At 52.0% G+C, this 26,521-nt stretch carries 31 protein-coding genes; all 31 read left to right on the top strand.

The window, feature by feature from the left end; genetic code table 11:
- The first annotated feature begins 254 nt into the window (after nucleotides 1-254).
- The 31 genes from DW826_RS14390 to DW826_RS14545 all read left to right on the top strand — a co-directional run bounded on the left by DW826_RS14390 (nucleotide 255) and on the right by DW826_RS14545 (nucleotide 26,411).
- Complete coding sequence (locus tag DW826_RS14390; protein WP_009901612.1) at nucleotides 255-611, top strand: hypothetical protein; 357 nt, start codon at nucleotides 255-257, stop codon at nucleotides 609-611.
- Complete coding sequence (locus tag DW826_RS14395; RefSeq protein ID WP_107001185.1) at nucleotides 598-1,683, top strand: DNA cytosine methyltransferase; 1,086 nt, start codon at nucleotides 598-600, stop codon at nucleotides 1,681-1,683. The genes DW826_RS14390 and DW826_RS14395 overlap by 14 nt, the downstream gene beginning before the upstream one ends.
- Nucleotides 1,684-1,687: 4 nt before the next feature.
- Entirely contained in the window at nucleotides 1,688-2,401 is a 714-nt protein-coding gene (locus DW826_RS14400; RefSeq protein WP_107001184.1) for an antirestriction protein ArdA, read from the top strand.
- 14 nt (nucleotides 2,402-2,415) lie between these two features.
- On the top strand, nucleotides 2,416-3,465 hold the full coding sequence (locus DW826_RS14405; protein WP_107001183.1) for a hypothetical protein: 1,050 nt from the start codon (nucleotides 2,416-2,418) through the stop codon (nucleotides 3,463-3,465).
- A 91-nt stretch (nucleotides 3,466-3,556) separates the two neighbouring features.
- The gene (locus DW826_RS14410) at nucleotides 3,557-4,027 is read left to right on the top strand and encodes a PcfB family protein (protein WP_107001182.1); all 471 of its coding nucleotides are present in this window, start codon (nucleotides 3,557-3,559) and stop codon (nucleotides 4,025-4,027) included.
- The gene (locus DW826_RS14415) at nucleotides 4,024-5,847 is read left to right on the top strand and encodes a VirD4-like conjugal transfer protein, CD1115 family (RefSeq protein ID WP_107001181.1); all 1,824 of its coding nucleotides are present in this window, start codon (nucleotides 4,024-4,026) and stop codon (nucleotides 5,845-5,847) included. The genes DW826_RS14410 and DW826_RS14415 overlap by 4 nt, the downstream gene beginning before the upstream one ends.
- A gap of 89 nt (nucleotides 5,848-5,936) precedes the next feature.
- On the top strand, nucleotides 5,937-6,152 hold the full coding sequence (locus tag DW826_RS14420) for a Maff2 family mobile element protein (RefSeq protein ID WP_016306504.1): 216 nt from the start codon (nucleotides 5,937-5,939) through the stop codon (nucleotides 6,150-6,152).
- A 39-nt stretch (nucleotides 6,153-6,191) separates the two neighbouring features.
- Nucleotides 6,192-7,058: a VirB6/TrbL-like conjugal transfer protein, CD1112 family gene (locus tag DW826_RS14425; protein WP_009901636.1), complete on the top strand. Its 867-nt coding sequence runs from the start codon at nucleotides 6,192-6,194 to the stop codon at nucleotides 7,056-7,058.
- Between the two features lie 41 nt (nucleotides 7,059-7,099).
- Nucleotides 7,100-7,639, top strand: a complete 540-nt coding sequence (locus DW826_RS14430; protein ID WP_107001180.1) for an MT-A70 family methyltransferase — start codon at nucleotides 7,100-7,102, stop codon at nucleotides 7,637-7,639.
- A gap of 42 nt (nucleotides 7,640-7,681) precedes the next feature.
- The gene (locus tag DW826_RS14435) at nucleotides 7,682-8,104 is read left to right on the top strand and encodes a SpoVG family protein (RefSeq protein WP_227589684.1); all 423 of its coding nucleotides are present in this window, start codon (nucleotides 7,682-7,684) and stop codon (nucleotides 8,102-8,104) included.
- 9 nt (nucleotides 8,105-8,113) lie between these two features.
- The gene (locus DW826_RS14440) at nucleotides 8,114-8,767 is read left to right on the top strand and encodes a hypothetical protein (RefSeq protein WP_107001178.1); all 654 of its coding nucleotides are present in this window, start codon (nucleotides 8,114-8,116) and stop codon (nucleotides 8,765-8,767) included.
- Between the two features lie 44 nt (nucleotides 8,768-8,811).
- Nucleotides 8,812-9,198 carry a PrgI family protein gene (locus tag DW826_RS14445; RefSeq protein WP_016306500.1) on the top strand — a complete coding sequence of 129 codons (387 nt, stop codon included), beginning with the start codon at nucleotides 8,812-8,814 and terminating at the stop codon, nucleotides 9,196-9,198.
- Between the two features lie 79 nt (nucleotides 9,199-9,277).
- On the top strand, nucleotides 9,278-11,545 hold the full coding sequence (locus tag DW826_RS14450; RefSeq protein WP_107001296.1) for a VirB4-like conjugal transfer ATPase, CD1110 family: 2,268 nt from the start codon (nucleotides 9,278-9,280) through the stop codon (nucleotides 11,543-11,545).
- Between the two features lie 279 nt (nucleotides 11,546-11,824).
- Nucleotides 11,825-13,492, top strand: a complete 1,668-nt coding sequence (locus DW826_RS14460; RefSeq protein ID WP_107001176.1) for a C40 family peptidase — start codon at nucleotides 11,825-11,827, stop codon at nucleotides 13,490-13,492.
- A gap of 22 nt (nucleotides 13,493-13,514) precedes the next feature.
- Complete coding sequence (locus tag DW826_RS14465; RefSeq protein ID WP_005927622.1) at nucleotides 13,515-13,781, top strand: DUF4315 family protein; 267 nt, start codon at nucleotides 13,515-13,517, stop codon at nucleotides 13,779-13,781.
- Nucleotides 13,768-14,415, top strand: coding sequence for a DUF4366 domain-containing protein (locus tag DW826_RS14470; RefSeq protein WP_107001175.1), 648 nt, complete (start codon nucleotides 13,768-13,770; stop codon nucleotides 14,413-14,415). Before DW826_RS14465 ends, DW826_RS14470 begins: the two co-directional genes overlap by 14 nt.
- Nucleotides 14,412-14,609: a hypothetical protein gene (locus DW826_RS14475; RefSeq protein WP_005927616.1), complete on the top strand. Its 198-nt coding sequence runs from the start codon at nucleotides 14,412-14,414 to the stop codon at nucleotides 14,607-14,609. Before DW826_RS14470 ends, DW826_RS14475 begins: the two co-directional genes overlap by 4 nt.
- Nucleotides 14,610-15,011 (top strand): cysteine-rich VLP protein, encoded by a 402-nt coding sequence (locus tag DW826_RS14480; protein ID WP_050005650.1) that lies wholly within the window; start codon nucleotides 14,610-14,612, stop codon nucleotides 15,009-15,011.
- A 132-nt stretch (nucleotides 15,012-15,143) separates the two neighbouring features.
- Nucleotides 15,144-15,734: a hypothetical protein gene (locus DW826_RS14485; RefSeq protein ID WP_227589686.1), complete on the top strand. Its 591-nt coding sequence runs from the start codon at nucleotides 15,144-15,146 to the stop codon at nucleotides 15,732-15,734.
- A gap of 12 nt (nucleotides 15,735-15,746) precedes the next feature.
- Entirely contained in the window at nucleotides 15,747-15,929 is a 183-nt protein-coding gene (locus DW826_RS14490) for a DUF4316 domain-containing protein (RefSeq protein ID WP_107001173.1), read from the top strand.
- Nucleotides 15,929-16,270 carry a plasmid mobilization relaxosome protein MobC gene (gene mobC / locus DW826_RS14495; RefSeq protein WP_117553087.1) on the top strand — a complete coding sequence of 114 codons (342 nt, stop codon included), beginning with the start codon at nucleotides 15,929-15,931 and terminating at the stop codon, nucleotides 16,268-16,270. Before DW826_RS14490 ends, mobC begins: the two co-directional genes overlap by 1 nt.
- Nucleotides 16,271-16,430: 160 nt before the next feature.
- On the top strand, nucleotides 16,431-16,769 hold the full coding sequence (locus DW826_RS14500) for a hypothetical protein (RefSeq protein ID WP_016306492.1): 339 nt from the start codon (nucleotides 16,431-16,433) through the stop codon (nucleotides 16,767-16,769).
- 3 nt (nucleotides 16,770-16,772) lie between these two features.
- A complete protein-coding gene (vapD, locus tag DW826_RS14505) occupies nucleotides 16,773-17,141 on the top strand; it encodes a VapD family protein (protein ID WP_016306491.1) in 369 nt (122 codons plus the stop codon).
- 161 nt (nucleotides 17,142-17,302) lie between these two features.
- Nucleotides 17,303-17,593, top strand: coding sequence for a CD1845 family protein (locus DW826_RS14510; RefSeq protein WP_023042378.1), 291 nt, complete (start codon nucleotides 17,303-17,305; stop codon nucleotides 17,591-17,593).
- A 79-nt stretch (nucleotides 17,594-17,672) separates the two neighbouring features.
- Nucleotides 17,673-19,088 (top strand): relaxase/mobilization nuclease domain-containing protein, encoded by a 1,416-nt coding sequence (locus tag DW826_RS14515; protein ID WP_107001172.1) that lies wholly within the window; start codon nucleotides 17,673-17,675, stop codon nucleotides 19,086-19,088.
- 635 nt (nucleotides 19,089-19,723) lie between these two features.
- The gene (locus tag DW826_RS14520; protein ID WP_107001171.1) at nucleotides 19,724-20,260 is read left to right on the top strand and encodes a hypothetical protein; all 537 of its coding nucleotides are present in this window, start codon (nucleotides 19,724-19,726) and stop codon (nucleotides 20,258-20,260) included.
- Between the two features lie 808 nt (nucleotides 20,261-21,068).
- Complete coding sequence (locus DW826_RS14525) at nucleotides 21,069-21,491, top strand: sigma factor-like helix-turn-helix DNA-binding protein (RefSeq protein WP_107001170.1); 423 nt, start codon at nucleotides 21,069-21,071, stop codon at nucleotides 21,489-21,491.
- 490 nt (nucleotides 21,492-21,981) lie between these two features.
- The gene (locus DW826_RS14530) at nucleotides 21,982-22,182 is read left to right on the top strand and encodes a hypothetical protein (RefSeq protein ID WP_107001169.1); all 201 of its coding nucleotides are present in this window, start codon (nucleotides 21,982-21,984) and stop codon (nucleotides 22,180-22,182) included.
- A 400-nt stretch (nucleotides 22,183-22,582) separates the two neighbouring features.
- Nucleotides 22,583-24,091: a recombinase family protein gene (locus tag DW826_RS14535; protein WP_107001168.1), complete on the top strand. Its 1,509-nt coding sequence runs from the start codon at nucleotides 22,583-22,585 to the stop codon at nucleotides 24,089-24,091.
- A complete protein-coding gene (gene istA, locus DW826_RS14540) occupies nucleotides 24,079-25,638 on the top strand; it encodes an IS21 family transposase (RefSeq protein WP_242994111.1) in 1,560 nt (519 codons plus the stop codon). Before DW826_RS14535 ends, istA begins: the two co-directional genes overlap by 13 nt.
- Nucleotides 25,635-26,411, top strand: coding sequence for an ATP-binding protein (locus tag DW826_RS14545; protein ID WP_015552542.1), 777 nt, complete (start codon nucleotides 25,635-25,637; stop codon nucleotides 26,409-26,411). Before istA ends, DW826_RS14545 begins: the two co-directional genes overlap by 4 nt.
- Nucleotides 26,412-26,521 lie beyond the last annotated feature (110 nt).

Raw genomic sequence — 26,521 nt, forward strand, 5'->3', positions numbered from 1 at the left:
GAAGCTCTGGAGATATAAATGATTCCCCGTCGCCAGTTATTCCGTAGCATAGCCGGGAAAATCAGTCAAGGGCAGCGCCGCCGCAGGCGGTGCCAGAGGCACCCTTGACGGATTTCTCCCGGTTATGCTTTTTCCCGGTCAAGCGACGGGGATATAAATTCTCCAGAGCCGTTCCCCTTCCCGGGGGAAGGGGCGGAGGGATTGGGCGAACTCTTGCTTTTCCCTAAACCAAAACAGAAATGGAGGCTCAACCAATGAAACGACCTTTAGCGTACCTGACCGCCGCATGGAGCGGCGAGCCGGATGTTGATATGGAGCTGGCGGCTCACTACTGCCGCCTTGCTTATGAGGCGGGCTTTTCCCCGATCTGCCCGCTCTTGTACCTGCCGCTGTTTTTGAATGACAGCGTTCCCGAGGAACATAAGGCCGGGATTGATATGCGCCGGGATATGCTGCGGCGTTCTCATACCCTGATCGTCTGCGGCAGCGTTGTGGACGAGGATGTGAAAAACGATATTGCGGTTGCCGGACGGCTGGGCATTGCGGCGACAACGCTGGAAGGGGTGCTTGCCGTGAAGGGACACGGCACCCCGGGCCATGCCGGACATTAAGCTGGGGAGCCTTTTCGACGGGATCGGCGTGTTCCCTCTGGCTGCTTCCCGGTGCGGTATCCGTCCGGTCTGGGCCAGCGAGATTGAAAAAGCGCCCATCTCCATAACCAAAAGGCACTTTCCCGATATGGCGCATTTGGGAGATATTACGAAGGTGGACGGCGGGAAAATCCCGCCGGTCCATGTGATAACCTTCGGTTCCCCCTGTCAGAACCTTTCTCTGATCGGCAACCGCTCCGGCCTTGCCGGGGCAAAATCAAGCCTGTTCTATCAGGCGTTTCGTATCATACAGGAAATGAGGGATGCTACTGATAACCTATATCCAGCTATCGCTGTTTGGGAAAACGTCATGGGAGCGTTTTCTACAAATGACCGGATGGACTTTAGAGCCGTCCTATCCGCCTTCTCGGACACCGAAGTTCCAATGCCTCCTTCGGGAAGATGGGGAAATGCCGGAATGGTGCGAGGGGGAACGCCTGATGTGTGCTGGCGGCTCATGGACGCCCAGTATTGGGCAGGCACCCGAAGGCTGGCACGAAGGCAGCGGATTTTCGTCGTGGCGGATTTTGGAGGCAGACGTGCCGCAGACATACTATTTAAGCCCCGTCCAATGCTCCCACTTCCTCCGCCTTGCGGAGAGGGCGGGCGGGCCGCCGCCGAAGGAGATCGAACAGCTTCTTTTGAAACAGGGCGGCAGATACCAGTCATCCACCCCTTTCAGTGCTTCCGTATGCGGGGAGCGGCAAAAAGGCAGGAAGAAACGGCCTTCCGAAACAGCTTCGGATTACCAACTGACCCTTTTCCCACTCTTTTAGCCAGTGACGTGACGCCCTTCGCCTTCTGGTATGAGGGCGACCCGGAGGGCGGCTGTATCCGTTTTCTGACGGAAACGGAAAGCGAACGGCTGATGGGGCTGCCAGAGGGCTGGACAAAGTACGGGGCGGACGGCGTGGAGATCCGGCCTCTGCAACGCTACAAGGCGCTGGGGAACGCGATTGCCCTCCCTTGCGCCGATTACATTATGGCCGGGATCTATGAGGTGCTGGCTGACCGGGCCGGAAAGGAGGAATGAGCCCATGTTTGAAGCCTATATAACCAACACCGCCCTGTACCCCTTGATGGGGATTGAGGTAGGGACAACGGTACATTTCCCCACGACGACACAGGAGTTGCAGGCCGCCCTTGCCAAAATCGGGATAGACGGGAAACGGTACAGCGAAGTGTTCTTTACCAGCTTTGACAGCGATGTGCTGGGGCTCTACGATCATCTCTACGAATGTGAGAACATCGACGAGCTGAACGAGCTGGGCCACGCCCTGCTGGAAGTACGGGATAAGGGCGGACTGGAAACCTTTGAAGCCGCTCTTGTCTTGGGAAACCACACACGGAGCGTGAAGGATTTGATAAACCTGACGCAGAACCTTGACCTTTACCGCTTTTACCCGGATATTTCCGATGATGAAGGGCTGGGCCGCCTTTACGCCGACGAGCTTGGGACCATCGACATACCGGAGCACATTCAGAACTACTTCGATTATGAAGCATACGGGCGGGATGTGCGTATCAACGAGGGCGGCGTATTCGCTCCCGGTGGATATGTGTCGGCAGTCCCGGAGGGCTTCAAGGAGTATTACCACGGGCCGCAGGACATTCCGCCGGAACACCGGATATTTGCCTATCCTGAAAAGGCCGAACCTGTCCACTCCATTCTCGTTGCACTCAAACGGTTTCAAGAAGCCCCGCCCGCTCCGAAAAAGGACAAGGCGGGGCCTTCCCATGAAGAACGGTAGGACTTCGGGCCAGCATGGCCCGAAGCATGAAGGAGGTGCATACCATCAACTATTACCCTATCAATGAAGGAGCCGCCCGCCGGGCAAAGGAAATGAACAGCTTTTCCGACTACAAGGAAGGGAGCGCAACGGCGGAATACCGGGCAATGGTGGACAAGGCCGCCGCCATAGCGGAAAAGCAGAAATCCCGGGTGGCCCCCATGTACCATGAGAAGATCGACCATTTGTTAGACACCTATGCCCGAAAGCTGGCTGAAAACATGAACCAGGGCTTTGCCATTGACGCAAGGGTTCCCTCTGTGATGATCGCCGGACCTGCCAATTTCCCGGTGGGGAAGAAGGAAAAACAGAACCGGGCCCGGGACAGCAACATGGAGGAATGGCAGTATATTCAAGGGCTGCTGGATAAGATACGCAGTACCGGCATGGGCGGGATCAGCGCCGATGACCCGGCAGCGATTGAAAAGCTCCAGAAGAAGCTGGACGGGCTGGAACGCTCCCAGCTCATTATGAAGGAGGTCAACGCCTATTACCGCAAGCATGGCAAACTGGATGGCTGTGCGCTGCTGTCGCCGGACCAGATCGAAAAGCTGAAAGCAAGCATGGCGTCAAGCTGGCGGAGCGACCCGAGGCCCTTTGAAAGCTACCAGCTTACCAACAACAACGCGGAGATCCGCCGGGTAAAGGCCCGTATCGAACAGCTTTCCAAACAGGCACAGCAGGAATTTTCCGGCTGGGAGTTCGATGGGGGTCGTGTGGAAATGAACCGGGAGGACAACCGCTTGCAGGTGTTCTTTGACGGAAAGCCTGACGCGGACACCCGGGCCGAGCTGAAAAGCAGCGGCTTTCGTTGGGCTCCCAGCGTGGGTGCATGGCAGAGGCAGCTCACGGACAACGCCATCCGGGCGGCTGACCGGCTGGAATGTATCAAGCCGCTGTCCGGCGAAAAGCCCTCCCAGCTTCAAAAGAAGCCCTCTATCTTGCAGACCATGCGGGAACAGGGCGAAAAAGTCCAGACGGAGCCGGAAAAGAAAGCTCCGTCCGGCAGGGATGCCGAGCGGTAAGCCTCGGGCCACATTGGCCCGAGGCTTTCTGTTCGCCGAGATTGTACGGGGGCCTCCCGGATAGCGGGAACCCCGACGGAAAGGAGGTTTTATGCAGGAAGAAGTAAACCAAAAAACGGTTGCCCTTTCGATCAGGACAACGAAGCTCACGGGAAAAGTGCTGGCTGCCGCTCTTGGGAAGGTGGTGCGGACGCTGCAAAAGCACCACCGGAAGGCGCTGACCCCACAGGGACGCCAGAGTGTGAAAAAGCTGATGAACCACTATGGCGGCAAAAGCGCCATGCCCTATGTGGGAGCCCCGAAGGATTTTGACCGGATCGCGAAGGAGTTCCATGTGGACTACGCTTTCCATAAAGTGAGCCCCGGCCATTACCTGCTGTTTTTCAAAGCCAATCAGGCGGACGCTATCACGGCGGCCTTCCAGAAGTACAGTGCAAAGGTGCTGGACAAAGAGCAGGACAAGCCTTCTATCCTCGGCCAGCTTCGGAAATTCACGGAGCAGATCAGGACGCAGGCAAAGGAGAAGCAGCGGACCAGAGAGGCGGTGAAGGACGGACGTTGAGTGACAAGATCAGAAAATATGTGCTCCCCAACCTGCCGTACCTCTTTGTGTTCTGGTTTTTTTCCAAAATCGGGACGGCCTACCGGACTGCACCCGGCACAGACTTCGGGACAAAGCTCATGGGGATGCTCGACACCTTCCCGAAAGCCTTTGAAACCTACTGGCCGGGGCTGGGCGGTATTGACCTGCTGGTGGGCCTTGCCGGTGCGGCTGGGATGTATCTGCTGATACAGTCAAAGATCAGGAAGGCAAAAAAATTCCGGCGGGATGCGGAGTACGGCACCGCCCGCTTTGGAACAAAGGAGGATATAAAGCCGTTTGTAGACCCTAAATTTCAGAACAATGTCATTTTAACCGGGACGGAGTTCCTTACCATGAACACCCGTCCGAAGGTACCTGCCAATGCCCGGAACCTAAACGCCTGTGTCATCGGCTCGTCCGGCTCGGGAAAGACAAGGTTCTGGCTGACCCCGCAGCTCCTTCAAGCCCATTCCTCGTATGTGGTGGTAGACCCGAAGGGCGGCACCCTCGACCAGTGCGGGCGGTTCCTGCAAAGGGAAAAATACAGGGTGCGGGTGTTCAACAGTATCGACTTCTCCAAATCCATGCACTACAATCCGCTGGCCTATATCAAGACGGAAAGCGATGTTTTGAAATTCGTTACCGCCCTGATTGCCAATACCAAAGGCGATGGCAAGGAGGGCGACGAGTTCTGGACAAAAGCCGAAACCCTTTTGTACTGCGCCCTTGTGGCCTATATCGTCTTTGAGGGGCCGGAGGAAGAACGCAACATGAATACGCTGGTGGAAATGATAAACAGCATGGAAGTCCGGGAAGATGACGAAACCTTCAAAAATGCGGTTGACTATATGTTCGATGGGCTGGAACGCCGCAGTCCCCAGCACTTCGCTGTGAGACAGTATAAGAAATACAAGCTGGCCAGCGGCAAGACAGCTAAAAGCATACTGATTAGCTGCGGAGCCAGACTTGCCCCCTTTGACATTCCCCAGCTTCGGGAGATCATGTCCTATGACGAACTGGAGCTTGATAAGCTGGGGGATGAAAAATCAGCGCTGTTCTTCCTTATCAGCGACACGGACACCACCTACAACTTTTTGGTTGCCCTCGCTTTTTCGCAGATGTTCAACCTTCTGTGTGAACGGGCTGACAATACCTATGGCGGGCGTCTGCCCTACCATGTGCGGGTGCTGTGGGACGAGGCTGCCAACACCGGGCAGGTGCCGGGGCTGGAGAAAATTGTGGCTGTCATCCGTTCCCGTGAGATCAGCCTGACACTCTTTTATCAGGCTATGAGCCAGTGCAAGGCATTGTACAAGGACCATTCTGAAACCATCATGGGCAACATGGACAGTATCGTGTTCCTCGGAGGCCGGGAGGCTTCCACCCTAAAGGATATTTCGGAAAACTGGCTGGGCAAGGCCACCATCTCCATGCAGACCGAAGGCCGGAGCCGGGGGCAGTCTGAAAGTTACAGCCAGAATATGCAGAGGCTTGGCCGGGAGCTGATGACTACCAGCGAGATCACCACCATGCCCGGGGATAAATGTATCTTGCAGCTTCGGGGGCTCCCGCCCTTCCTGTCCCCGAAGTATGACTTGAAAAAGCACCCGAATTACAAGTACACAGCCGAATTTGATAAAAAGAAAAACGCCTTCCGCTTGGAAAGCCTGTTCCGCCACCGGCCATTGAGACTAAAGCCGGAGGACGAATACACGGTGTACGAAGTGGACGGCTCCGACACGGACGAAGAAGCTGACCTGTTGAACTTCGATGATCTGGACAGCGACGAGTTCGTGTAACTTCGGGCCATGATGACCCGAAGCGCCGCCGATGTGGGCGGCTTTTTTTGTACCCAAAACCATCAAACAAACAAAATGGAGGAACGTATATGGAATTTTTCAATCAGGCAATCGACATTCTTAAAATTCTGGTCATGGCTCTTGGCGCCGGTCTGGCGGTGTGGGGTGTCATCAACCTTCTGGAAGGTTACGGGTCGGACAACCCTGCGGCAAAATCACAGGGCATTAAGCAGCTCATGGCTGGCGGCGGTGTCGTTCTGATCGGCCTTCAGCTTATCCCTCTGCTGTCCGGTCTGTTCAGCTAAGTGTCACCCGTTGTCCCTTTTTCCAGAAGGAGCTGATGTATGGACTTTATCATCGACGCAATCGTTGAATGGCTGAAAGGTCTGCTCGTCGATGGTATCATGGGAAATCTGGACGGCCTTTTCGATAACGTCAATCAGAGCGTTGGCGAGATCGCCACACAGGTCGGCACGACCCCGGCGGACTGGAACGCCGGGGTCTTTTCCATGATACGACAGATCTCTGAAACTGCCATCCTGCCAATCGCCGGGGTCATCCTCACTTTTGTAATGACCTATGAGCTGATACAGATGCTCATAGAACGCAACAACCTCCATGAAGTTGACACATGGATGTTTTTTAAGTGGGTGTTCAAAACCTTTGTGGCTGTGATGATCCTGACGAATACCTTCAATATCGTGCTGGCGGTCTTTGATGTGAGCCAGCATGTGATACAGCAGTCAGCGGGCATTATCCAGAACGGGACAGAGATCACGCCGGATGTGCTGGACAGTCTACGGACAGAACTTGAAGCGATGGAGTTGGGTCCTCTGTTCGGACTCTGGCTACAATCCTTCCTGATCCAGCTTACCATGATTGCCTTAAATATCGTGATCTTCGTCATCGTATATGGCCGTATGACTGAAATCTATTTACTCACAAGTTTAGCGCCTATCCCGTTTGCCACAGTCCCCAACAGGGAAACCGGACACATGGGGCAGAACTATTTCCGCTCCCTCTTTGCGGTGGGCTTTCAAGGTCTGTTGATCTTAGTCTGTGTCGCAATCTATGCGGTGCTGATCCAGAGTATCGCCACCGACGGCGACCCCATCGGGGCGATCTGGGGCTGCGTGGGATATACGGTGCTGCTGTGTTTTACCTTATTCAAAACAGGCAGTCTTGCAAAATCCATCTTCGGCTGCCATTAAGAGACTTCGGGCCATGCTGACCCGAAGCGGAAAGGAGGATCATGCCGAAAGAAAAATTTTCGATAATCTATGCAGATCCACCGTGGCGGTATGAGCAGAAAAACAGGCAGGGATCAGCAGAGCTTCATTATCCCACTATGAGTATTGAAGAAATTTGTTCCCTTCCAGTGGCCGACTTGGCTGCAAAAGACAGCGTTTTGTTTCTGTGGGCAACATTCCCACAACTGCCGGAAGCCTTAAAGGTCATTAAAGCATGGGGCTTTTCTTATCGTTCTGTGGCTTTTGTATGGATAAAGAGGAACCGGCGCTCCTACTCATGGTTTTACGGTCTGGGGTATTGGACCAGAGGCAATGCAGAAATTTGTCTTTTAGCAGTAAAAGGACATCCGAAGCGTAAGTCTACCGGTGTTCACCAGCTTATTGTTTCCCCGATAGAGCGCCACAGTAAAAAGCCGGACGAGGCCAGGCGGAAAATTGTAGAACTGATGGGCGATATACCACGAGTGGAATTGTTCGCCAGAGAAAAAAAGCCCGGATGGGACGTGTGGGGAAACGAAGTTGAAAGCACTGTAAACTTGTAACAGCTTCGGGTCATGCTGACCCGAAGCGGAAAGGAGAAATCCATGCAGGAAAAAAATGCGGGCGGAACACCAGCTGCCCCTATAAAGCTGGATGTAAGCGTGCGGGTCATCGAACCTGTGAAAAACCTCATGGGCTTTGCCAGCGTGAAATTCAATGACTGCTTTGTGGTGGAAAATCTGAAAATCGTACAGGGCAGCAAGGGGCTCTTTCTTGGGATGCCCAGCCAGCCAGACGGCAAAGGCGGCTACCGGGATATGGCCTACCCTGTCACAAAGGAGTTCCGGGAACAGCTCAACACCGCTGTTCTGCAAGCCTATGAGGCAAAGCTGGAACAGATGGCGGAGCGTGGCTCTGTGGGGCGTGCATCCATCAGCGACCAGCTCAAAGCCGGAAAAGCGGCTGCCGAACAGGCAAAGGCAGAACGGCCTCCGAAGGAAAAGCCCAGCCGCAGCGCAGAGCGTTGACCTCGGGCCATGCTGGCCCGAAGCAGAAAGGAGGCGGGAACCATGCCACGCAAACGGACGGGCTATGACGCGGCCTGCTATTACGACGGAAAACTGCTGGGCCGCTGTACCAAAGCGGACAGCGATGCCTATACCCTGTTGATGAACGCCTGCGGCGGGGAGGCCGCCCGTGTCCTGCGGGAATACGCCTACTTTTCCCCGGAACTTCGCGCCATATTGGAAAAGGCGGCGCTCATGCAGGCGGACCGGAGCCGGACGGGCGGAATGTTCCATGCGCCGAAAAGTTCCCCGTGGGGTGATGTGCAGAGCTGTGAAACCCTCTGTCCAGGGGTGTTTCTGGTATCTACCGCCAGCCACGGCGGAACGATGGTGGCAAACGAGGTAGCCGCCGTCCTCTCCCCAGCAGCGAAAAAGTGCGGCTTCAAGGATAAGGGCTATATCTGCTATGAGGAGGACGCGCAGGAAAGTGTGGTGCTCCGGGAACTGTTGGACAAAAAGCTGTGGAACATACCTGACCGCATTAAGGACAAAGGGCAGTTTGAAGAAAACCTCAACCAGTCCATCCGGCAGTATAATCCCGAATACTGGCGGGCAAGGCAGAGCGGACGTAAGGCCGCCGAAGCCGCCCGCAGTACAGCCCCGGCCAAAGAGGCCGCAAGATGACCTCGGGCCATGCTGGCCCGAAGCAGTAAAGGAGGTGTACCCAAATGGCCTATGTGCCAGTACCAAAAGACCTTTCCAAAATTAAGACAAAGCTGGCCTTCAATCTGACGAAGCGCCAGCTTGTTTGTTTTTCCGGCGCAGCGGCGGTGGGGCTCCCGGCCTACCTGCTTTCCCGTGACAGTATCGGGAACAGCGCCGCCATGTTCCTAATGATCGGCCTCATGCTCCCGTTCTTCTTTCTGGCTATGTATGAGCGGGACGGCCTGCCATTGGAAAAAGTGCTGAAAAACATCATCCGCACCCGGTTCCTCTATCCCCGGGTGCGGCCTTACAAAACCGAAAACTTCTATGCGCTGCTTAGCGCCAGAAAGGAGGCGCAGCCGATTGCAAAACAGCAGAAGGGCCGGAAAGCCCGCAGGCAGAAAGCCTGAAAAGCAGGGCCTTACCGGCCTGTTCACAAAGGGAAAGAACATTCCCACCACCGCCCAGCAGACCCTCCCTTACCGGGAAATGTACCGGGATGGGGTGTGCCGGGTAACGGACCGCTATTACACCAAAACCATTGAATACGAGGACATCAACTACCAGCTCGCACAGTCCGAAGATCAGGCGGCCATCTTTGACGGGTGGAGCGCCTGCCTCAACTACTTTGACAGCAGCCTTCCGTTCCAGCTTTCCTTCCTCAACCACCGAAGCCGCCCGGGCAGCCGGTACAGCGTGAACATCCCCATGCAGGATGACGATTACAACAGCGTCCGGTGTGAGTATGTGGAAATGCTGGAAAACCAGATCGCCAAAAGCAACAACGGCATTGTCCGCACAAAGCTCCTGACCTTCGGCGTGAACGTGGACGACCTTTCCACCGCCAGGGCAAGGCTGGAACGTGTAGAGGCGGACATTTGCGGGAACTTCAAAAAGCTGGGCGTCAAGTGCCGCTCCCTTTCAGGGCTGGAACGGCTGGAGCTTCTTCACGGGCAGCTCCACCCCGGCAGCGGCTCCCCCTTCCGGTTTTCATGGGATATGATCCCCAAAACCGGGCTTTCCACCAAAGACTTTATCGCCCCGGACAGTTTCGATTTTCGTTTCAGCCGACTGTTCCGGGTGGGGACGACTTGGGGCGCTGCCTCCTACTTGCAGATTTTGGCCTCGGAGCTCTCGGACAAGCTGCTGGCGGAGCTTTTGGAAATGGATGCGGAAATGACCATCACCCTCCATATCCAGACCGTTGATCAGGCCGCCGCCGTAAAATCCATCAAGGCCAAAGTCTCCGACATTGACAAGATGAAGGTGGAGGAACAAAAGAAGGCAGCCCGGTCAGGGTACGACATGGACATACTTCCGCCCGACCTCGTAACATACAGCAACGACGCAAAGACCCTTCTGGAAGATTTACAGAGCCGGAATGAAAGAATGTTCCTGCTGACCTTCCTTGTGGTAAACATGGCTCCGACCCGCCGGGAGCTGGACAATGACCTGTTCACGGTGTCCGGTATCGTCCAGAAATACAACTGCACCTTGAAGCGGCTGGACTTCCAGCAGGAGGACGGTTTTCTTTCCAGCCTTCCGCTGGGCCATAACGGCATTGAGATCAAGCGCGGCATGACGACCAGCTCCACGGCCATTTTCGTTCCCTTTATGACGCAGGAGCTCCGCATGGATGGCGAAGCCGTCTATTACGGGCTCAACGCACTTTCCCATAACGTCATCATGGCGAACCGGAAAAAGCTCAAAAACCCCAACGGCCTGTTCCTCGGCGTGCCTGGCTCCGGCAAATCCTTTGCCGCAAAGCGGGAGCTTGTGAATGTGTTCCTTGCCACAAAAGACCGCATTATCGTGGTGGACCCGATGGGCGAATATTCGCCCCTTATCAGGCGGCTGGGCGGACAGGTCATCGAGATCGCCCCGGACAGCCCCCACCACATCAATCCGATGGACATTGATTTGAGCTTCGACGAGGAAAACCCGATGGCGCTGAAAGCCGACTTTATCCTGTCGCTGATGGAGCTGATCGTTGGCGGCAAGGACGGCTTGCAGCCGGTGGAGCGTACCGTCATTGACCGCTGTGTGCGCCAGATGTACCGGGAACACTTGCAGGACCCGGAAACAAGCAAAATGCCGACCCTCCAAACCCTGTATGACCTGCTCTGTTCCCAGCCGGAGGGCGAGGCGGTGCGGCTGGCGACGGCTCTTGAAATCTATGTGTCCGGTTCCCTTAACGTGTTCAACCATGAAACCAACGTGGACTTAAACCGCCGTCTGGTATGCCTTGACTTAAAAAAGCTGGGAGCCGGGCTTCGGACGATTGCCATGCTCATTATGCAGGACTTGGTAAACTCGCAGGTGTCCATGAATTTCCTCCGCGGTATCGCTACATGGTGCTACTTTGACGAATTTCATGTGCTGCTCCGTGACCGTCTGACGGCAAGCTATTGTGTAGCGATCTGGAAAATGCTGCGGAAAAAAGGGTGCGTTCCGAGTGCTTTAACGCAGAACGTAAAGGATTTTCTGGCAAGCCCGGAGATCGAGAACATCTTTGAAAACTCGGACTTCCTTGTGCTGCTCTCGCAGGCACAGGGGGACCGGCAGATTTTAGCCAAACAGCTTGGGATCAGCCCCCACCAGCTTTCCTATGTGACCCATACCAATTCCGGCGAAGGGCTGCTGTTCTTCGGGAACACCACCATCCCGTTTGTTGACCGCTTCCCGCAGAACACCGAGCTGTACGCCATTATGACCACCCGCCCGGAGGACAAAAAACAGGAAATGAACCGGGCATAACACACTTCGGGCCATGCTGGCCCGAGGTTTGGAAAGGAGGGATACATCATCGGAAAGAAACCGGACAAACGGAGTTTTCAAAGGCCGGGGCCGACGGAGGATACCGGGGGCAATCGCCCCGGACCGGCGGAACGGGAAGGGCCTTCCCCTGCACCATCCCGACGCCTGCGGTTTGAGGACGAGGATACCGGGCAGGACAGCCCTTCGGGCCACGATGGCCCGAAGTCCAAAAGCGGCAAGTTTCAAGAGGACAGCCGCAAAAGCCGTCCCTCTGACCGCATGAGGCAGGAGGATGAAGCGGGCGGGCCGCAGGATACCAGCAAGGCACAGGAGCCGGAGGGCTCCGCAGAGAATGCCGGGAGCAAAAAGGACAAGTACCAGAAAGCACAGGCAAAAGCGGAACACGCCGGGAAAAAGCTGGGAAAGGCTCGGGAGAAACTGGACAAGACCGAGGCAAAACGGGCAGCGAAGAAACCGCCGGGGCTTGCAAAAAAGGCAGTCCGGGGAGCCCGTACAGAAGCATGGTTCTATGTCCACAACAAGATCCACGAAGTCGAGCATGAAAATGTGGGTGTGGAAGGAGCCCATAAGTCGGAACTTGTGGCCGAGGCCGGAGCCCGGAAACTGACCCGGTATGCCAAACGCCGCTGGCAGGAACACCCGGCCCGGAAGGTGGCAAAGTGGGAACGGAAGGACATAAAAGCCCGGGCCAATATGGATTTTCAGAAGATGGCCTCCGAGCACCCGGAGCTTGCCAGCAATCCGCTTTCCCGTGTGCAGCAGAAATGGAAACTGAAACGCCGGTATTCCAAAGAAGCAAAGGCGGCTGCAAAACAGGGCGCAAAGGCCGCAAAGAAAACCGCTGCCGCTTCGGGAACTGCGACCCGGCGGGCGGCGCAGTTTGTGACCCGTCATCCCGTGGCGGTGCTGGTCCTGCTCCTGCTGTTGCTGCTCTGTTTTCTTGTGTCGGCGGTAAGCTCCATCTTCCCCACGCTTGGCAGCGGCCTTGCCAATGCGTTATCCGGCACCTCCTACGCCTCGGAGGATACGGACCTGCTGGGCGTAGACGAGGACTACACGGCGCTGGAAAACGAGCTGGCGCAGACGGTGGCAAACATCGAAAGCACCCATCCCGGCTATGACGAGTACCGCTATTCCGTGGACGAGATCGGCCATAACCCCTATGAGCTGGCGTCCTATCTCTCGGCAAAGTACCATGTGTATTTCCGGGAACAGGTGCAGGACGAGCTGCGGGAGATCTTTGAGGCACAGTATGAACTGACCTTGACGGAGGAAGTCGAGATACGCTACCGCACCGAAACCAGCACCGACCCGGAGACAGGGGAAACCACCACCGAGGAAGTCCCCTATGAGTATTACATCTTAAATGTGACCCTCACAAACAAGACGCTGCCTGCCGTGATCCTGCCGAGGCTTAACGAACAGCAGCGGGAAATCTACACCGTTATGCAGCAGCTCAAAGGCAACAAGCCCTATCTGTGGGAAGGGATTTACAACGGCGGCGAAGATACCGGCCCCAGCTATGAGATACCCGGCGAGGCGCTGGATGACCCGGCTTTTGCGGCGCTCATGGAAGAAGCCACAAAGTATATCGGCTGGCCCTATGTGTGGGGCGGCTCCAGCCCGTCCACCTCCTTTGACTGTTCGGGCTTTGTCTGCTGGGTGTACACGGCCAGCGGCGTCCACAACCTGCCCCGTACCACGGCGCAGGGCATTTACAACCAGTGCGCTATCATTTCTCCCTCCGAGGCAAAGCCCGGCGACATTATCTTTTTCACGGGAACCTATGACAGCCCCGGCCCTGTGTCCCATGTGGGGATTTATGTGGGCGACGGGATGATGCTTCATTGTGGTTCGCCCATCCAATACGCAAACATCAATTCAAGCTACTGGCAGACACATTTCTATGCCTTCGGGCGTTTGTGAGCCAGAGGAAAGGAGTCCTTGCATGAACAAGATCGACAAGCTCGATAAGGAACTGGAAAAAGCCCGGGAGAAGGCAGCCGAGTGGCAGGCCAAAATCCGGGAGCTGGAAAAGCAGAAACAGGAGGAAGAAAACAGCCAGATCGTGCAGGCGGTGCGCTCGCTCAAACTGACCCCCGCCCAGCTTATGGCTTTTTTGAATGACCCCAAAAACAGCCTTACCGCTTCGGGCCATACTGACCCGAAGCCGGAGGCACCCGAAAAGGAGGACACAGCCCATGAAGAAAACTAAATACCGCAGGCTGGCGGCGATGGCTGCCAGCCTTTTGTGTTGCCTGATCTTTACGGTCCCGGCCTACGCCCAGAGCAGCGAGCCGCAGCCGGAGACAGCTCCCGCCCCGGTGGAAACCGAAGCGGAGCCGGAAACCCAGAACCCCTTTACCCCGGACGGGACGGGAACCGTGGTGGACAACGCCACCGACGAGGACGGTAAAGAGTTCTACACCATCACCACCGCAGACGAGAGCGTGTTTTATCTGGTGATCGACAAACAGAAAACCAGCGAGAACGTCTATTTCCTCAATACCGTTACCACAGACGACCTTCTGCCTCTTGCCGAACAGGGTAAGGAACCGCCCCAAGAAGTGACCCCGGAGCCAGAGCCAAAGCCCACCGAACCTGTGGAGGAAGTACCGGAACCCGAGCCGGAGAAAAAGGACAGCCCCCTTCTCTCTCTGCTCCTGATCGGTGCGGTGGTGCTGGCCGGCGGTGGGATTGGTTACTATTTCAAGATTTACAAGCCGAAGCATGAGGCCCCGGATTTGGAGGATGATTACTGCGAATATGAGGACGGGGAGCTGGAGGAGATCGCAGAGGAACCCGAGGACGAAGATACCCCGCCGTGGGAGGAAGATACGGAGGAATGAGAATGAATTTTACAAGCAGCCCTTTTGAACGAATGATGAAGGAAGTACCGCACCCCGGCTGGGACAATGACGATCCTTGTAAGGGATGCCGTTACTACAAGGAGTGCAAAGGAAAGAAAAAACAGTGCCGGAAGAAGTTCCGGGCGCTGATCGTGGAGCCCCGCCCTTCGGGCCATCGTGGCCCGAAGTCATAAATGGACGCCCGGGAGCTGACCCGTGACGAGAAGAAGAAAATCCGCACTCTGGTCACGGGGATGTGCGCCAACTATGACCGGGAAAGCGGCCTGTGCCTTCCTCTTGACTGTGCCTGCTATATGCTGCACAAGTGCTGGACAGGGGCGTACTGCCGTTATTTCCGTGAGGCTGTCCTGCCTCTTAACCCGGAGCTTCAAGCGTCGCTGACAACGGAAGGCATCTCCCCGGAGCTGCGGGCCTGTGCGGTCTGCGGAAAGGCGTTTTTGCCCGAGGGGCGTCAAGCCTACTGTTCCGACGCCTGCAAGGCCGAAGGGAACCGCCGGAAAAGCCGGGAACGCATGAGGAAAATGCGGGAGAAAAGGCCGGGCGGCTGTTACGATTTGCCGCCTCCAAAGGCTTGACATTCCGGGCTTTTTTGAGGGTGTTTCCGGGGTGGGAATATCTTATTACATTCCTCCCCGGTCTGCCCTCTTATTTCGTAACATCCAGCACTTCGGGTCATGTTGGCCCGAGGCACAGAAAGGAGGGATCTCTTGGAGACAGTACAAGGATATGTGATTTTGAAAGCTGCCACCTTTGAAACTGGACACGGCTTTGCGCTTGGGCATAATCCGGGAGCGCCGAGCCCCTTTGTGACCTGGCAGTTTACCGAGGGGGAAAACGGCCATCGGGATTACTACTGGGGCCGCTATGGAAACAGCCAGGCATGGGCGCAGCGGGATTTTGACCGCCGGGTGGACGATTATCAGCAGCTTTACCATGCGGCGGTCAAGCATACCGAGCTGGGACCGGAAGGCGTTTACCGCTATTATTCCACCCAGCGGCCCGTGGACATAGGAACTTACCCGAAGCCGCCGGATAACCAGCCTCTTTCCATTGTCAACTACGACGATGACAGGCGGCGTCCTGTGGCAGACGGCAGGCTGATGGCATGGGGCGAACTGACCTACACAAAGCCGCTGACCGAAAAGCAAATGGAGGATTATGAACTGAAACCAGCACCGGGCAATCCTGACCGGGTGCGCTCATCCATTACCGCCCGGCTCAAAGAAGGAACCAGAGGGCAGGAACCCCCGAAGGAGCCCGGCCAGAAGCGGAGCCATAAAAACCATGAGGAACGATAAAGGAGGATCGCCATGCACGAAAAAGACAACTATCTGAAAACCGCCGAGCTCTCCACGGAGCAGAACTGCAACATGATTGACGGCGTACCCAACAACACGCCCATCCAACCCACGCCCCCGGAGCTGGACGCAAAACCGCTGGATAAGGTAAAGGAACCCAAAAAGCGCCGGAAAGGCCGGGAGCTGGAACGATGATGGAGAACCGCAAGCGGAATGTCCATCTGCACGTCATGGTAACGCCGGACGAGCTGGCAGCCATCCATGAACGGATGGTCGAGGCGGGCATTTCCAACGCCGGGGCCTATGTGCGAAAAATGGCTCTGAACGGGTATATCCTGCACATCGACCTTGCGCCCGTAAAAGAATTGATCTCTCTGCAACGGCGCTGTTCCAACAATCTCAATCAGGTCGCCGTACACGCACACACCTATGGCGTGTACCCGGAGGAAATCGACGGATTGAAGCGGGACTATGAAAAGCTGTGGGGCGAGGTGTCAAAAGTGCTGCGGGAGCTTTCCGAGCTGGTGGCAAAGTAAGACGAGGGCGGCAGGCTTCCGTTGTGGGGCTTGCCGCCCTGCTCTTTTTTTACCACTTCGGGCCAGCATGACCCGAAGCCCGTCATAAAAAATTCAGATTTTCAAGATTGTAGAACCAGCTCTATAATGATATAATAATTCAAGAAGGGAGGCTGATACCATGCTGAAAATGGTTATTCGCATGAATGATGATAAAATCACAGCCGAAAATAAGTACCGGCTGGATGGCATTTACAACACAATCAATCATACATTCCAAACCGTGGGCCTTCCCCGTATGGAGGATGGTTCCGGCGCTTTGGTATTCCGTGACTGCGGCAGAGCGAGGGATTTTAGTCTGTTCGGCCGGATCGTCAATACCTTGAAGCGGCAGACATGGTTCATGGATAATGTTTCTGTGTGGCGTCTTTGTGACAGTGACGATTCTGACAGTCCAGATGATTTCAATGAAGAAGATCTGTTGACCCACTATCAGGAAAAAACAGCAATGAGGGCTTGAGTTTTGGAGAGAAAATATTTCAAAGCCTTAAATTTTGATCTGGACACCCATCAATTAAAAGAGCATTACCCCGGAGCCAATTACCGGCAGGCGTATGACGACTTGCGCCGGTTCTTCAAACGGCATCGTTTTTCTCACCGTCAAGGCTCCGGCTACATATCGGATGATAAGCTGGCAACTGCTGATATATACGACTTGATGGATGAATTAAGCAGACAGTTTCCGTGGATTGGAATATGCGTGAATAAAATTGATGTGACCAACGTGGGACGGCAGCACGATTTGACAGAGCTCTTGAAACCAGCAGAGGATATTGTTATCGACACTTCGCTGCTGACAGTTCCCGATTGCCCGCAGCAGGAAACAGAATAGCAGAAATTTGGCAGGACATGAATGTGTCCTGCTTTTTCTGTTTTCGGGCCATCATGGCCCGAAGGTTTGGGACAGGATTCACTAATCTTTCGCAACATTTATGTCCCCGGGCAGGCATGATAAAATAGAGGTAGGAAGGATAGATAAAGGAGGTTTTGGAGATGAAGATACTGCTGAAAATATTGGTTGCTCCCTTTGCTTTAGCGTTGTCCCTTCTGGCGGCTCTGCTGGTATTCCTGTTTGATATTTGTGCCGTCCTGCTGACGATTGCCTCTGTGATTCTGGTGGTGCTGGGTGTCGCTCTCTTTTTCACGCCGACGCCCATAGGCGGGATTGTATTTCTGTTTCTCGCTTTCCTTCTTTCGCCGTATGGACTGCAAGCGGCGGCGGGCTCCCTTCTTTGGGCGCTGGACGGAGGCAAATCCGCTCTGTACCGGTTTCTGGCAAGTTAAACAGCCTCGGGCCATGTTGGCCCGAAGTCGGGGCGGTCTGGATGGGCCGCCCTTTTCTCATGGAAAGGAGGGATGATTTCTGGCTACCACAACTTTGTTGCAGCGCCATGCGGGCGAAGGCGAAACGATTGCCGAGGCAATCCGGGATTGTCTGGACTATGGCAAGGACCCGGAGAAAACAGAAAGAGGAAAGTATATCTCCGCTTATGAATGTGATCCGGCCACCGTGGCGGACGAGTTCCTTTTGGCAAAAGCCAGCTATGCCGCTATGACGGGCCGGGAACAGAAAAAAGAAAATGATGTGCTGTGCTATCAGATACGACAATCCTTCTATCCGGGCGAGATCACCCCGAAGGAGGCGAACCGTATCGGCTATGAGCTGGCTATGCGCTGGACAAAGGGGCGGCACGCTTTTATCGTTACCACGCACACCGATAAGCAGCACATCCATTGTCACATTTATTACAACTCCACCACCCTTGACTGCACCCGGAAATTCCGAAACTTTTGGGGCTCCAGCTTCGCCCTCCGGCGGCTCTCTGACAGGCTGTGCCTTGAAAACGGGCTGTCCATTGTAGAGAACCCGAAGCCCCGGAGCAAGGGCAAGTATCGGAATTATGGAGAATGGCAGAAAGAACGAAAAGGGCCGCTTTCCTATCAGGACAGACTGCGCCTTGCCATTGATACTGCGCTGGCGGAACGCCCCGCTGATCTGGACGAATTTCTCAATCTGATGAAGCGGGCCGGATATGAGGTCAAGACGGTTCGGGGCGGCGGTATCAGTTTCCGGCTGACCGGGCAGGGACAGGAACGCTTTACCCGTCTGCGGGCTTCCACGCTGGGAGACGGCTACGACTTGCAAGATGTTCTGTCTGCCATTGAGGGCAAAGAAAAACGCCCCGGGCGCTCGGAACGGAAAATCAGTCTGGCGGTGGATATTCAAGCAAAGCTGGCTGCCGGTAAGGGGCCTGGATATGAACGCTGGGCGAAGGTATTTAACATTAAGCAGATGGCCGCCGCTCTTGCCTATATACAGGACAATAACCTGACCGATTATGAGCAGTTGGCGCAGAAAGCCACCGAGGCGGCAGACCGTTTCCATGCTATTTCCGAGCAGGTCAAGCAGACGGAACAGGCTATGAAAACCAATGCCGGGCTAAAGGCTGCAACGGTTCAGTATGCCAAAACCCGCCCAGTCTTTGAGCAGTATAAGGCGACGAAGTACAGCAGGAAATTCCTTGCGGAGCATGAGGCCGACCTTGAACTGTACCGGGTTGCACAAGCGGAAATGCGCTCTCTGCTGGGCGGGGCAAAGCTCCCCAAAATGGATGTGCTGAAGGAAGAAGGCCGTAAGCTCACAGCAAAGAAAAAACAGCTCTATGGAGAATACCAGAAGGCACGACGGGATATGCAGGAGATCGTCACAATCAAGGCGAACATTGACACTCTGATGGGCTACACCGAGCCGGGAAGAAAGCAGGAAAAGGAGCGTTAAGGTTATGAAAATAAGGAGCAAAGCGACGCTGACACTTCGGGCCATGTTGGCCCGAAGATATGGGTTTGGGGCGAGCCCCAACAAGCAGCCTTTGTGCCACTTGTGGCCACAGAGGCATTGCTTGCCATTTAGCTATTTAGCAATATACTGCAAAAAAGATTATTGAGTTTATACAACATCTATTGTTTTACGCAATACCTCCTTAAAATATCTATATTAAGAAAATTCGCCACAAATTTTCGGTGATTTATCAATCGCTTTTCGAGTTTTTATATGTTTATGCAAAAAGAATGATATTTTTTTTATATCAACAAGTTCTCTTTCTTTTTATCGTTTTAACTCAAACATCAAAACACAAAACTTGAATACCCGGTTTTTATATCAGAAAAATATACGATATATGTTGATAATTAACAATTTATTAAGTTTTATTTACCATTTTTAGATTATATTGCATATATAGGGATTCTGTGGTATACTACAGTTAGTTATAAAAAGCTCATAACCGATTAGTAAAGGGAGGGATACCATTGGGGCTATAGAGGAGGAGAATTTGAGAGAATAGTGCCTTACATAATGGTGGGCGCTAAAAAATCTGAGTTTGTTACTATGGTAAAGTCTCAAGGAGGTCATTTATGAAGAAAGGTTTGAAAAAGGCATTGGGTCTGTTGGTAGCGCTGAGTCTCATGGTAGTTGGTAGCGCATTTAGTGCTCTTGCTGCTGATTCTCCAGAACAGAGACAAACATTCAGTGTCGATCTGAATAATTTTGACGAAAGCCAGCCCTATTCGGAAACATTACATTTCGAGAAGGACGGTCAGCCGGTAACAGTGACACTTAGCTATACGCCTCCTTTAACTCGTGATCCTGCTACTGAAGGAACGTGGAAATCGGATGCATTTTGGGGTGTCGCAGGTATGGATTACAGATTTGACTTATCAAAGAGTGGTAGCCAGTGGAAAATTTCTAATGCACGTGATTTAAATACCTACTGTGTTGGCGGAACGGTTGAAGATGAAAGTTTAGCCATTGGCCGTGCAACATCTACCTCAAGCAAAGCGGCCGAAGTGACTGGCTCTATGAGAGCAAATGTAGTCGGCGGAGTAGGAACACTTTCTTTCGCTTTAAGAACGGAAGTTTTTAATGGAGAAGTTTCTACCGTATTAAATTAAGAATAATATAAGTAGAGTCCTATTCAAAAAGGTGTTGATGTAAATATGTCGGCAATGTCTATATTTTTTCTAGTTGTATGCTCCGTCCTTGGACTTGGTGTTTTATACTGTATAGCTCGAATTATAGGATGGCTATTCAATCAGATAAAAAATAATGCTGATTAAGTGAAAGCAATTATACAATTTAAAAGGGTTGTTGCAAAGAGAAAAGTAATGTTCTGTATATGGTAGATTTAATAATTGACATATACTATATATAGTAAATTGAGTCTGTTTTGTAACAACCTTTTTAAAAGAAAATTTTTAGTAACAATTAGATAGAGTAGAGGTACGTTAACCATTAACATATCCTCTACTCTATTTTTTTATTTTTGCCTCCTATCTACGACAAATTTTGCAAAAAATACATTATATGATAATAAAAGAACTACGAGATTTTTACGCGGAGGTTGCTAATAACATGAGTTAGATTATTGAGAAAAAATAGATGAAGCAACGCCCCTTTTGCTTTACCTCCTCCTAGATGGGAGGAGTTTTATTCCAATTTAAACTTTTTTAAGGCTCAAACAAGCTGTTATTTGTTTGAGCTTTTTTTATGTTCGACACCTTATTTCAGGATTTGCTATCGAAACAGAGCCAGTCTTGAGATAAGCTGTCGAGGCTTTTTTAGAACGAGTAGCCATCTTTACTATTTTATAGATTTTTCACTGTTATTTTTTGAAAATTTCAGAAATTTCAGCCTACATATACGCTCCCCGCCGCTTCTGTTTTGTTGTCCATCCATCACAAAACAAAGCGGAGGTTCAATATGGCTATTATAAATTTACGGGACTATTACCCTTTTTATACGTCAGACTACTTTATGGAAGTACCAGAAGATGTTGTTGAAATGTTCAAGGAGTTTGACCGGAAGGAAGCCGCTTACCGTCTGCGTACATACCGGCACAAAGCCTATTACTCCCTGGATCGGAATGATGGAATTGAGCATGAGGCGCTTTTCGTTGCGTTCTCTCCCTATGAACTGTATGAGCGTAAAGTGACGATACAAGAACTCTATACCGCCATCTCACGACTGCCCGACAAACAGGCAAAGCGCATTTACGCTCATTTCATTCTCGGCTTGACGAAACAAGACATTGCCCGGGCCGAGGGTGTGGATGAAAAGGTCGTGCGGCTCGCCATTGAGCGCGGCCTTCGGAACTTGGAAAAAATTTTAAAAAAATTTTTATAAGGTGTACCGATTTCGCCTCAAAAATGAAATGGCTTATGAGAGGCAGTCAAAGCCTCGGGCCACATTGGCCCGAAGCGGGACACGCCTCACGCAGATTGAAAACTGAATAAAAGATAGACGGATACGAAGGGTGCTTGTGTCCAGTGACAGGCCCGCCATGACCTCTATTTTTACACTAGAGAGAGCGACCAGGCCCATGCCGTAGGCAGACTGTGGCAGGTCTGCCGGACAAAACACAAAACCCGGATACTTGCGATTAGTCACAATCCGAGCGTGCAGCGGTGTTGCGAACCGTGAGCCGTCGCAGGTAATGAGATCGCCTTGCCATCAGAATGGGGAGAGCTGAAATGCTATGGGACAAAAAGCCAACTGTCCGTCCGGTCTATCTGAAAAAACTTTCTAACCTGTGGGGCCCTTCCTCTATTACTGTCTGATGATAGGGCAACCGTTCTGGCTGGGCCCCATATTTTTCTATGAACAGGAGAATTTTATGAAGGAAAATATATCTAGTCCAGAATTAACGCTGAATATATGGAGTAATGACGCCTGCCGGGGCTATGTGATTATGGCCATGCAGGACTGTGGATTCACCCATAAAGATATTAGCCGTGTAGTAAATCAGCTTTATGGAGTGTTTGACTTATACACACTCAACGAGGCTGAACAGAAATATTATAACGGCGATTATTAGCTTCGGGCCAACGTGGCCCGAGGCTGGGGAAAGCTCAAAGGGCAGTTCCTTCCAGGGAGCCGCTTTTTTAGGTTTCCCCAGCAGACAAGAGGGAAGCTGGCCGCTGTTCATCCGTACTGAAAAGTGGAGGTTTTCGATGGTTCAATCTGTTACATACCAAAGCGAAAAACAATCCGTATATTTTCAAGGGAAACTTATCGTATTGGAAAATCTAATTCCGGTACTATCCCCGGATGAAAAGAACAAGCGAAAAAGAGAAATCGAAAATCACTTATATGATGTGTTCAGTAAATACACGGACAGATTTTACTAATCAACCGCAACATTGTTGTCCGGGGCTGCCTATGGTATAATATAATTGTAAGGTTGGTAGCTCCATTCCATACGGAAGGAGCCCAATATGGACATTATCAGAGAAGATTGTATATACGCGAGACAGTCGGTAGACCGTAAGGACAGTATCAGCATTGAAAGCCAGATTGATTTTTGTAAGTATGAGCTGAAAGGCGGAAGCTGTAAAGTATTCAAGGATAAAGGCTATTCCGGGAAGAATACGGACAGGCCGGAGTTTCAAAAGCTGTTAGGAGAAATCCGAAAGGGCCGGGTGCGGCGGGTAATCGTTTATAAGCTGGACAGAATCAGCCGTTCCATTCTGGACTTTGCAAACATGATGGAGCTGTTCCAGGAATATGACGTGGAGTTTGTTTCGTCCACAGAAAAGTTCGACACCTCAACCCCAATGGGGCGGGCCATGCTGAATATTTGTATCGTATTCGCACAGCTTGAACGTGAGACAATCCAGAAACGCGTCACGGACGCTTACTACTCCCGGTGCCTGAAAGGTTTTCACATGAGCGGACAGGCCCCCTATGGTTATCAGTTGGAGCCGACAGTGGTTGAAGGTATCCGCACAAAAAAGATGGTGGCAGACCCCGAAACTTCCCAATATGTAAAGCTCATGTTTGAAATGTATTCCGAGCCGGAAACGTCTTTTGGTGACATTACACGGTACTTTGAGGAACAGAACATCAAAGTTTACGGTAAATCGCTATTCCGTACCTTTATTTCACAGCTTTTAAGAAATCCTGTTTACGCACAAGCAGATTTAGAACTCTACGAATTTTTTAAAAGCCAGGGGGCGGCTATTGTCAATGACGCTTCCGATTTTGCCGGAACCAATGGCTGTTATCTCTATCAGGGCCGGGACGTGAAGGAGGATAAAGACAGGAGCCTGAAAGACCAGATACTTGTAATCGCTCCACATGAAGCGCTCATACCGTCTGATGTATGGCTGAAATGCAGGAAGAAGCTAATGACAAATAAGAGTTTTCAACAAGGACGTAAGCCGAAAAATACATGGCTTGCCGGAAAAGTTAAATGCGGGTGTTGCGGATATGCCTTAAAGGCAACACACGTTCCGAACAGCGAAGGCTATTTTCGCTGTAGTAAACGGACTGAAAATAAAGGCTGCCCGGGCTGTGGTAAAATCCGTAAATCTGAATTTGAGGAATTTATTTTCAGTGCTATGCGGGCGAGATTTAAAAATTTTCAAGTCCGCCATAGCCGGGAGGAAAAAGTCAATCCCAAACTGACCGCCCATCAAATTGAACTGGCGCAAGTTGAAGCCGAGATTGAAAAACTACTTGATACGCTAACCGGAGCCAACGCAACACTTCTTGCCTATGCTAACAAAAAAATTGAAGAACTGGACACTCGCCGCCAGACCATTTCAAAGGAGATTGCGGAAATGTCCATTGAAACAATGTCACCCCAAAAGGAGCAGGAACTCTCTTATTACCTCGACCATTGGGACAGCATTGAATTTGACGACAAAAGGAAAGCCGTTGACGGCCTGATTATTTCAATCAGCGCAACTAGCGACCACGTTCAAGTAGAGTGGAAAATCTAAGCTCTAACTTCTGGATTATCCCACTCTACTTACTTTCAAATCTATCTTTTCTTTTTAATCTTGTTTGTACCCCTTGTACACCGTTGCTTGTAAAGGTCCAGAAACGTGCAGATGAATTATCTCTGAGCTGGCCACTGGACGAATCACTCACTGATGCTGAGTTGGAGCAGCGGATGTTTCCAAAAGATTTGTCTCCGAAATCCACCAAGCGGATGCCTGACTTCGACTACATCCGTAAGGAATTGCTCAAAAATGGTGTCAACAAGAAGCTCCTTTGGACAGAATACCTCGAAGAATGCAGTCAGAATGGTGATGATGCTTTGATGTATTCCCAGTTCTGTTATTACATTCAGCAGAACGAGCAAAAAAGCCGTGCTACCATGCACATCCCGCGGAAAGCAGGCCAGCAGATCGAGGTTGACTGGGCTGGTGATCCGGCAAAGATTATTGATCCGGATACCGGTGAAATTACCGAAGCATGGATCTTTGTTGGTGTTATGACCTACAGCCAGTATGCTTTTGTCGAAGCGTTCATCAATGAACAACAAAAGTCATGGATTACCGCTCATGTCCATATGTACGAGTTCTTTGGCGGCGTTACGCCGATTCTGGTATCAGACAATGCTCCTACAGCAACGAACCGTAAACAGAGTGACAAATATGAGTCTGTCCTGATTAAGTCCTATGAGGAACTGGCACAGCATTACAACACTGCTATCATTCCGGCCCGGGTACGTGCCCCGAAGGATAAGCCAAGTGTAGAAGGAAATGTTGGCCATGTCTCTACATGGATCACAGCTGCGCTTCGTAATGAACAGTTTTTCTCTCTGGAAGAATTGAACCAGGAAATCAGGAAAAAGCTCAAAAAGTACAACGCGGCTTCTTTTCAAAAGAAAGAAGGCAGCCGACAGAAGCTGTTTCTCGAAGATGAGAAGCCATTGCTCATGCCCCTGCCTGCCACCCGCTTTGAATTAGCTGAACATCGTACCGCCACAGTACAGTTCAACTATCACATCGCCGTAGACAAAATGTACTACTCGGTGCCTTATCAGTATATCAAAGATAAGGTCGATGTGCGAGTGACAGATACCACCATTGAAATTTTTAAGGATTTCAGGAGAATTGCTTCCCACAAACGCCTGTACGGGCGTCCTGGGCAGTATTCCACAGTACTCGAACATATGCCACCAGATCACCAGAAATATCTGGAGTGGAACGGTGACCGTTTCCGCAAATGGGCAGAAACAATTGGAATCAATACCTATAAAGTTGTAAACAGTATCCTTACCTCAGGCAGAGTGGAGCAGCAGTCTTACAGGGCCTGTATGGGCCTTTTGAAGCTTGCTGAGAGAAAGTCTTCACAGCAGCTTGAAAACGCCTGTGCAAAGGCTCTGCAGTACTCGAATTCACCCAGCTATAAAAGTATCAAGAACATCCTTACTGCGGATCGTGGAGCTAAATCTGAGGCACCTCAGAAGCAGACAAACGAGAGTTCCCAGTCCGGCATCACCCGTGGTGCCCGTTATTACGGAGGTAAGAGATCATGACAAATCAGAGTACAATTGACAAGCTTATTGAAATGCACATGACATCGATGGCCGATGCATTCCGTAACCAGATGCAGGATATCTCCATGAAGGAGATCCCTTTCGATGATCGGTTTGGGATGATCGTTGATATCGAATATACATCCCGTAAAAACAGCCGTTTGAAAAGACTGATTAAGAATGCAGAGTTCGAGCAGCCAGACGCAACGATTGCGGCAGTTGATTACGGTCATAACCGCAAAGTAAACCGCCACCTGATCGAACGGCTGGCAACTTGTGAGTACATCACAGAATACCGTAACATCTTCATTACCGGCGCAACAGGCAGTGGAAAAACATATCTGGCCTGTGCGTTTGGAATGGAGGCATGTAAGCGTTATTACAGCGTTAAGTACGTCCGTGTGCCAGATCTGCTCCTGGACTTACAAGAGGCCAGAGATGAAGGCCGCTTTAAAGATGCATTGAAAAAATACACCAATCCCACGCTTCTAATCCTGGATGAGTGGCTGCTCATGAGAGTTACTGAAAAAGACTCAGCCAATCTGCTTGAGCTTATTCATAAGCGTCGCAAGCACTCATCCACGATCTTCTGTTCCCAGTATCTTGAGGAAGACTGGTACCAAAAGCTTGGTGGTAAGGACAACCCTCTCACAGATGCCATCATGGATCGAATCTCATTCGATTCATACAAGATTCCGATTATGAGTCTTGACCCAGAAAAGGATATTTCCATGAGGGAGGTTTATGGACTGGATCCATCTCAGGCACAATAACATACAGGCGGCTTCGCCGCACATAGCAATAACCTAAAGCGGTTTCCGCCTATCCGGACAGGTGGTTTCCATTTTTCCGGACAGACGGCTTCGCCGCAACGGAATATTCA

It is taken from the genome of Clostridium sp. AM34-11AC (assembly GCF_003435375.1).
Lineage (GTDB): Bacteria > Bacillota > Clostridia > Lachnospirales > Lachnospiraceae > Pilosibacter > Pilosibacter fragilis.